Annotated in this window: 8 protein-coding genes; 2 read left to right on the top strand and 6 right to left on the bottom strand. The window is 47.1% G+C overall.

Annotated elements, in window-relative coordinates; translation table 11 throughout:
• The 4 genes from PX481_RS25810 to dnaX all read right to left on the bottom strand — a co-directional run.
• On the bottom strand, window positions 1-396 hold a 396-nt coding region (locus PX481_RS25810), incomplete at its 3' end, for a type II toxin-antitoxin system VapC family toxin (protein ID WP_288096804.1).
• Window positions 393-659, bottom strand: a complete 267-nt coding sequence (locus PX481_RS25815) for an RNA-binding protein (protein WP_002761993.1) — start codon at window positions 657-659, stop codon at window positions 393-395. The genes PX481_RS25815 and PX481_RS25810, both read right to left, overlap by 4 nt.
• Window positions 660-730: 71 nt before the next feature.
• Window positions 731-1054 (bottom strand): Grx4 family monothiol glutaredoxin, encoded by a 324-nt coding sequence (gene grxD, locus PX481_RS25820; RefSeq protein ID WP_002761995.1) that lies wholly within the window; start codon window positions 1052-1054, stop codon window positions 731-733.
• An 87-nt stretch (window positions 1055-1141) separates the two neighbouring features.
• A complete protein-coding gene (dnaX, locus tag PX481_RS25825) occupies window positions 1142-3550 on the bottom strand; it encodes a DNA polymerase III subunit gamma/tau (protein ID WP_288096806.1) in 2409 nt (802 codons plus the stop codon).
• A 107-nt stretch (window positions 3551-3657) separates the two neighbouring features.
• Here dnaX and PX481_RS25830 point away from each other — a divergent pair, with 107 nt between their 5' ends.
• Together PX481_RS25830 and PX481_RS25835 are read left to right on the top strand one after the other, a co-directional pair.
• Window positions 3658-3792 (top strand): hypothetical protein, encoded by a 135-nt coding sequence (locus PX481_RS25830; protein ID WP_288096809.1) that lies wholly within the window; start codon window positions 3658-3660, stop codon window positions 3790-3792.
• A 102-nt stretch (window positions 3793-3894) separates the two neighbouring features.
• Entirely contained in the window at window positions 3895-6105 is a 2211-nt protein-coding gene (locus tag PX481_RS25835; RefSeq protein ID WP_288096812.1) for a molybdopterin oxidoreductase family protein, read from the top strand.
• A gap of 132 nt (window positions 6106-6237) precedes the next feature.
• On the opposite strand, the gene PX481_RS25840 is transcribed toward PX481_RS25835, so the two are convergent.
• Window positions 6238-6414, bottom strand: coding sequence for a transposase (locus PX481_RS25840; protein ID WP_288096815.1), 177 nt, complete (start codon window positions 6412-6414; stop codon window positions 6238-6240).
• Between the two features lie 31 nt (window positions 6415-6445).
• On the bottom strand, window positions 6446-6694 hold the full coding sequence (locus tag PX481_RS25845) for a hypothetical protein (protein ID WP_288096818.1): 249 nt from the start codon (window positions 6692-6694) through the stop codon (window positions 6446-6448).
• Window positions 6695-6766 lie beyond the last annotated feature (72 nt).

The following is a 6766-nucleotide window of genomic DNA, read 5'->3' on the forward strand; positions in this document are numbered from 1 at the left end:
ATCAAAGCTGCCTTGGTTTTGAATCCGATAAAACAGGAAATCCGCATCGAGGGTGAGAATTTGCCGATACCCAGTCTTTTCAGCTACTAAAACTAGGGTTGCATCTGCCAAGTCCATCGGTCGATCGCGGTATTGCTCCATCAACCCCAACAAGCGACTGAAATCACTTTCCTGAATATTGTAAACCACCAGCAGTTTATCTAAAAGAAGTTGTCCCAGTTGTTTTTGCATTTGCCAACCCCCCCGATGCAGCGCCAGGTACATGGCTTCGGTCAGGCATGACCAAGTTGTGACGAGAGGCTTTGCTAAACGCATTACTGTATTTCTGTAGGCTTTATGTTGGGGTTGGGTGCGATCAACCAAACAAAGCAGCACTCCTGCATCACACAGGATCATAGCTCTAGTCCTTGTTGCCGATATTTTTCGAGCAGCAGTTGCTGGTAGTCGTTTATTGGTTCCGGTGAATTGACAGTTAAGCCATCTACGGCTTCAAACCATTGTAACCATCTTTCTATCAGTTTTCCATCAGGCTGAGTGTCAAAGGTTTTGACTCGATATTTATGATCGAGAAGATCAATAAAGTCGCTTACTTCCTGAACAAGGACTTCAGGGAGTTGATCTAGCTTAGAAATTGCAGTTTCTCGAATTGTCACAATCATCACCTCTGCCAAGATTGCTAGTTGGGCAACTTTAAACTAGGTTAGGATAGCTAACCTAACCTAGAAAATTTTTAGGAAGCTAAGGCTACCTCGACTATTTGTTGTAGTTCCCCATTTTGATAGAGTTCGATCATAATGTCGGAACCACCAATAAACTGACCGTTGATATAGACTTGGGGAATAGTCGGCCAATTGGAATACTCCTTAACTCCTTGTCTTAACTCCTGATCTTGGAGAATATCGACAGTTTCGTAGGAAACCCCCAGAATATTGAGAATTTGTATGACGTTATTCGAGAAACCACACTGAGGCATTAATTTATTGCCCTTCATGAACACAAGAACTTTATTATTCTGGACTAATTGATCGATTCTGGCCTTAGTTTCGGGTGTCATAGGTCTAGTAGCTAGAATTTGAGCAAGAATAGCCAATCCTGAGACGTGGCATATCCTATTAGTTTAGCACAAGCCGTTGGGATAGCTTTAAAAAGGCAGGTCTTCGTCCTCCTCCAAATTCTCTAAAATTTCGTTAACATCAGGTCTCCCGCGCACGATAGTCATATTTTCCAGAGACTTATTAACTTTAGTTTCTGCGTCCGAATTTTCTGGCAGTGAATAACCCATATTGACCACTTCACCATCAAAAGATTTCGCTAACTTTTGAGCGGCCGCCAAAATTTCACTAACATCTACATCTTGATCTAATGTCTCTAAAGATGAATCAAAATTTAAGATTTTTTGGGGCAGTTCTGTGCTAAGAGTTTTTGGGTTTCCCGATGCTGTGATCTTTGCTTCTTTTTTCTCGATAATTGCTTCTTTGACTGGGGGAATATCCACCGCGGTCATAACTTTATTTTCGGGAGTTATTGGTGGGGTTGGTGCGGTTTCTGGTGGTGGTTGTATCCTGGCCGCTGGGGATGGGGAAACTTCCGCAGCCATGGCAGCAGTGGCGGAACCTACCTGTAAATGAACTTTAATCCGGCGCTGAAAAACAGCCTCGAAAGCTGACTCAATATTAGTCAAGCGTAGCCGGGCCATTTTTAATAATTGTTCCGAAGATATACTTAAATAAGCGCTCGATTCTTCCATATTAAAAAGACTGCCGTGCTGACGCAAGAGAGTGCGAGTAGTGGGGGGTTCCATTACTTCTAAAACCCGCTGCCAAATTTGTTCATGATTGTCATCACTGGCAACAGTTTTAACCTCAGTTTTCGGCACTGCGACGCTAGTTGTCGGGGTGATAACCGCCGGTTTGATCGGTTGATTAACCGGTGCCGGTGCTGTGATCACTTCCGGGGGCCTTTCGGTGCTGGTTTGGGGACGGGAAGGCGCTGCCGTGGCAACTAGAGGAATCACCTGTGCTTGCGGTAACAGTCCTAAGAGAGTGACTTCTAACCAGAGACGGGGTTGAGTGGTGTTTTTTAGTTGCGTTTCGCTGTCTTTAAGAAGTTGTTGACCGCGGAGAATTTCCTCTAAAGACCAAGTACGCGCTTCCGTACACAATTCCTGCCAAGTGGGAGCAGTGACAGCGACCATTTCTGGACGATTAGGGGCGGTTTTGGCTAAAAGTAGGTTTAAATAGAATCCCGCTAGATTTTGCAAGACGATTAAAGGTTCCTTACCGCGATTCATCAGATGGCGACATTGTTCGATAACTTGATCGGGAATATTGCCATGAATGACTTTAAGTAGGGTTAAGAGGTCTCTTTCGGGGACTGCACCGACCAAATCCCAGACTCGCTCGGCCGTAATCGTTCCTGCGAGTAAACTTAATTGATCGAGGAGACTTTCGGCATCGCGTAAACCACCGTTAGCGATCTGAGCCACAAGGGTTAATGCTTCTAGGTTAATATCGATCGCTTCTATTTGGGCGATTTTTTGCAGGTGTGCCACCATGGCATCGAGAGCAATACGGCGATAATCAAAGCGTTGACAACGGGAGATGATGGTAGGCAAGACACGCTGAGGATCGGTGGTAGCAAGCACAAAAATCACTCGATCCGGCGGTTCTTCCAGAGTTTTCAGCAAGGCATTAAAGGCCGCCGTACTGAGCATATGGCAGTTATGAACTAATAACCCATTGGCAACAAAATTATGATTGTCCTCCACTTCTAGGTCATAGACGCTTTCTGTGTCACCTTCTTGAATCCCTATCACTTCCTCGAAATTTGTCAGCCATTGAGGGGATTTTATGATACTAGGCCTGTATTGCACCGCAGCCACATTCACAGGGGATAGGATATGATCGCCGATTTTGAGATTTTTTGCTTGTATCCATGCTTTTTCTGTTCTAATCAAATGATTACCAGTGCAATTAATCGTCCGATTTCTGGTTTGAATGGTTAAAGTTGCTTTTCCGCCTCGGTTTAGCCATCGCAGGACTTTTTTATATTCCCACTCTCCGCTGCTCTCGTTGTAACTGAGAACTCGTTTTCCGAGAATCTCAGGATGATTAATGGGGATTAATCCCGTTTCGGTGAAAACAAGGCTATCCCCAGTCAGGCATTCATCGATGACATAGACTTTATAACGACATTGGACGGGGGCAAATTGCGATCGCTCGATAATTTCCCGAATGTTATCCACACCGGTATTACTAGCGGCATCAATTTCGATCACGTCTAGGGCCGAACCATTGGCGATCGCTTGACAGACGGAACACTTACCGCAGGGAATCGGTGTCGGATGGTCACTAGACAGACAGTTGAGGGATTTGGCTAAAATTCGCGCCGAGGAGGTTTTCCCCGTGCCTCTGGGTCCAGTAAATAGGTATGCAGGAGCGATTCGCTCACTGATTAAGGCATTACTCAGGGTCGTGGCGATCGCTGATTGTCCCACCAAATCGGCAAAGGTTTGGGGACGATACTTATGATGTAGAGGTTCGTAGGTCATGACTGGCTGAAAACTTTTTCCGCACCCTAGAGACTACTATTATCCTATGCCGATTCTTTTTCAACACGAGAACAAGTGTATGCTTTTTAAGCTGTTAACTATTGAAATTGCTTGTTGAGATCAGGCAACAGTATAAAACCCCACACCCCACACCCCACACCCCACACCCCACACCCATCAGCAAATTTTATCTAGCCAGTTGTAATGCGCGATTTGCATCACAAGAATGGCAATTTAGCTAAGGCTTCTAATAAATTGTATTAATAACTACAATTTTGCCGAGAAAATCTGCCGACTATCTTAAGTATGCCCAAAGACAGCGCCACTAATCAGACCAACTGCTTATGACTGAATCTACAAAAACCCAATGTCCTTACTGTGGAGTAGGTTGTGGTTTGACAGTCACCCCCCCCGCGTCGGCCGGACAAGCATGGAAAGTCTTCGGGGACAAGTCCCACCCCTCCAGTCAAGGTATGGTCTGTGTTAAAGGGGCTACCGTAGCGGAATCAATCGATAAAAATCGCCTCAAAACCCCGATGATTCGCGATTCTCTCCAAGAGCAATTCCGTCCTTGTACCTGGGAAGAAGCCCTCGATCGCATCGTTAACCGTATCCAAACTCTAATCGCTCAGGGGGAAAAGGAAAGTATCTGTCTATACGGTTCGGGACAATTTCACACCGAAGATTACTACATCGCCCAAAAACTGGTCAAGGGCTGTCTGGGAGTCAATAACTTTGATGCTAATTCCCGTCTCTGTATGTCTTCGGCCGTGGCCGCTTACCTGAACAGTTTCGGCTCCGACGGTCCCCCCTGCTGTTACGATGACCTAGAATTAACCGATTGTGCCTTTCTGGTGGGGACAAATACGGCCGAATGTCACCCCATCATCTTTAACCGTCTGCACAAGTATCTCAAAGGTAACAAAGAAGCGAAATTAATCGTCGTTGATCCCCGCAGGACAAAAACCGCCGAGGCCGCTAATCTCCACCTAGCCATTAACCCGGGGACCGATATTGACCTATTTAACGGTATTGCTCACCTGTTAATGAATTGGGGTGCGATCGATACCTATTTTATCGATAAATGTACCCGGGATTTCGGCAAATACGCCGAAATTATCGGCCATTATCCCCCCGAAATAGTCGCCCCTAAATGCGGCATCCCCATCGAGGATTTAGAAAAGGCTGCCCGCTACTGGGCCGAATCGAAAAGAGTGCTTTCCCTCTGGTCGATGGGTATCAATCAATCTAGGGAAGGCACGGCCAAAGCCCGCACTTTAATCAATTTACACCTAATGACGGCTAATATCGGTAGGCCGGGGGCCGGTCCTTTTTCCCTAACCGGACAACCCAACGCCATGGGGGGACGGGAAGCCGGCGGCCTCTGCCATCTTCTCCCCGGTTATCGTTCCGTCAAAAATCCCCAACACCGGGCCGAAGTGGAACAAGCTTGGGGTTTACCCGCCGGTCGGATTTCTCCCGTCCCCGGTCGCGATGCTTGGAGTATGATTACTGGTTTGGAGACGGGAGATGTCAAACTTCTCTGGATTGCCGCCACTAATCCGGCCGTTAGTATGCCTGATCTAGAACGTACCAAGGCGGCCCTGTTAAAATCACCTTTTACTATCCATCAGGATGCCTACTATCCCACGGAAACCAGCGCCTATGCCCATTTATTACTGCCAGCGGCCCAATGGGGCGAAAAAACGGGAACAATGACCAATTCTGAGCGCGTGGTGACGTTAAATAAGGCTTTTCGCCCTCCCGTGGGACAAGCTCGGGCCGACTGGCAAATTTTTGCCGAAGTCGGTCGCCGTTTGGGTTTTGAGGCACAATTTAATTTTCAGGATTCGGCCGAGGTATATTCCGAGTTTGCCGGCTTGACATATAAACGTCCTTGTGATATGACAGGGATTAATTATGATCGCCTGGCCGAGACTCCCCGACCGTGGCCCGATTCCATCGATGAAATTTCCGCCCCTAAAACCGCTAATTCCGGGGAATTACTAGGTAATTTAGTTAAAGATGACGATAAAAGCCAAAAAACAGCCGCAAAACGCCTTTATACCGATGGTAAATTTAATACTGCCGATGGACGTGCTGTTTTCGCAGCTTACCACAGTAAAGGTCTAGCGGAACCCCCGGACGATGATTATCCCCTAGTGTTGACCGTGGGGCGTTTGTACGGTCACTGGCACACCCAAACCCGCACCGGCCGCATCGAGAAAATTGTCAAAATGCACCCCGCACCTTTTCTGGAAATTCATCCCCAAGATGCAGCAAAATTGGGCATAGAAGCTGGGGAATGGGTGGAGGTGCGTTCTCGTCGCGGTTCTGCCCGTTTTCCCGCTTTAATTACCAAAGCAATTGCTCCTAATTGTGTCTTTGTGCCGATGCACTGGGGGGCCCTATGGGCAGAAAATTCTGAGGCCAATAGTCTCACCCATCCGGCCGCTTGTCCGATTTCCCTGCAGCCGGAATTAAAAGCTTGTGCCGTCAAATTAATCCCGATCAAGTCTTTAGTTAATGCCGAATTATCGAAAATTTGGGTTTAAAACCCCGCCCCTTTTAGCTGACAGGTGTAGGTATTTTACAACTAAGAGGAAGGGGAGTAGTAAAAAGCATCAACGGGGGTGGAAGGGAAAGAACTCCAACGATGAAGGTGAATCGACAAACCTTTTAGTAAATCAGCAACGCCTGGTAATAGAACCCAGAAGAAAACAAGAAAGCTGACGTAGAGGTTTGAGGTGGAGAGTTTTACTAAAGACAGTATGTTGGGGGGGAAGTGGCGACAAATTGGGTTCAGGAGATAGATTTTCCGCTTCTCCACCCAGCATAACCATCCAGAGAGTAGCTACAGCCATAGCTAACCAAAGGCCTTCGGCACGCTCTGGGTCAAGCAGGCGAGTGTTTTGCCATTGCCAGCCGTCGGATTTGAGGTCGCGTTTTAAAGCAAACCACCTGACCCGACCAAGATTGTCCAGGGGCTGAAACTAGGGCATCTAAGGGCTGCCATTGACCGTGAGGAAAAATTTTGACCAGTCCTTGCTGGTTAATGCGTAAAAACGGATGCCAGCCGGCTTCGACAATCACTTGATACAGCCAAGGCGCGTATAACCCACATTCCGCACCCTCAACTGTCACATTGAAAATTTTATCTAAATCGTCAAAACGATTGCCGGCTCTGAATTACAGGCTAATTTGTTTGCCCAGCAG

It is taken from the genome of Microcystis sp. M53603_WE2, from assembly GCF_030065435.1.

Bases quoted from the DNA above. Each gene is read 5' to 3' on its own strand.
- PX481_RS25815 (WP_002761993.1), bottom strand. From the start codon at position 659: ATGATTGTGACAATTCGAGAAACTGCAATTTCTAAGCTAGATCAACTC.
- grxD (WP_002761995.1), bottom strand. From the start codon at position 1,054: ATGACACCCGAAACTAAGGCCAGAATCGATCAATTAGTCCAGAATAAT.
- dnaX (WP_288096806.1), bottom strand. From the start codon at position 3,550: ATGACCTACGAACCTCTACATCATAAGTATCGTCCCCAAACCTTTGCC.
- PX481_RS25835 (WP_288096812.1), top strand. From the start codon at position 3,895: ATGACTGAATCTACAAAAACCCAATGTCCTTACTGTGGAGTAGGTTGT.
- PX481_RS25840 (WP_288096815.1), bottom strand. From the start codon at position 6,414: ATGGCTGTAGCTACTCTCTGGATGGTTATGCTGGGTGGAGAAGCGGAA.